The 950-nt window shown below is 42.6% G+C and carries 1 protein-coding gene; it reads right to left on the minus strand.

Annotated elements, in window-relative coordinates; genetic code table 11:
• On the minus strand, positions 1 to 950 hold a 950-nt coding region (locus BFP75_RS10245), incomplete at both ends, for an integrase core domain-containing protein (RefSeq protein WP_099545272.1).

A 950-nucleotide genomic window follows, 5' to 3' on the forward strand; every position in this document is an offset into this window, starting at 1 on the left:
TGCAGTGATGCAGATACGTAAACCCAGTTGTAAGAGCCCCATCTCACTGATCCGTTCTTGGTTACTTTAAGTACTCTCATCTCCGGGTCGTAATCGAAGTTTGGTATTCTCTCGGGGAATGGTCGAGTCTTAAAATCATGCACGGAAGCTGGTGTTTTCATTTCCAGGGCTTCGTGAGGTCTCACCTGATTGTATTCCTTCACGAAGTGATTTAAACGTCTTTGTTGAGCTTTCAGGTCATGAGCTGAAGGTTTGGCACAAGCAGCTTTCAGATCACGATGCATGCGCTCATGTCTTCCGTTTTGTTCAGGGTGGGATGGATCGGAGTAAACCGGCATAATTCCAAGTTCGATGAACCAGTAAGATAGCCTGGTAAAACGTTGTATAGCCTTCACGGATCCAAAGGGACTTCCATTGTCTGTATGAATTTGTTTGGGGATACCATATTTTCTAAAAACCCGCTTAAATTCTGCTTTTGCGGAGTCAAAGTTCTCTCTGTAATGTCCTTTTGCCGTAAATACAAATCGACTTTTAGAGTCAGCAATAGTGAGTGGATGACAGTAGACTTTATTGCCCATTAAGAACTTGCCTTTATAGTCGGCACTCCAGACTTCATTACACTCTTTTGGGTCAAAAATAGGATGGATGGGCTTGACTCTTCTTAAGCGTTTTTGAGGCCTCACCAATCCGTGTTTTTTGAGGATGTTGTGTACGGTCAAGACAGATGGAATTTCTTCATCTGAAAAATCGTTATACAACAGTTTGTGGATTTTTTTGGCACCCCAGAGTTTGTGTTTTTCTTTCAATTCAAGGATACCGTCCACCACATTTTCACTAGTTGAACTAGGGTGAACTCCACGCGGTTTTCGGGAGAGTTCTTTGAGCCCTTCATAACCTTCATTTTCAAACCGGGCGATGATTTTGTAAGCAGTTGGTCGTGAAATTTCAAA

The sequence above is a fragment of the Maribacter sp. 4G9 genome, assembly GCF_002742265.1.
Taxonomy (GTDB): Bacteria; Bacteroidota; Bacteroidia; order Flavobacteriales; family Flavobacteriaceae; genus Maribacter.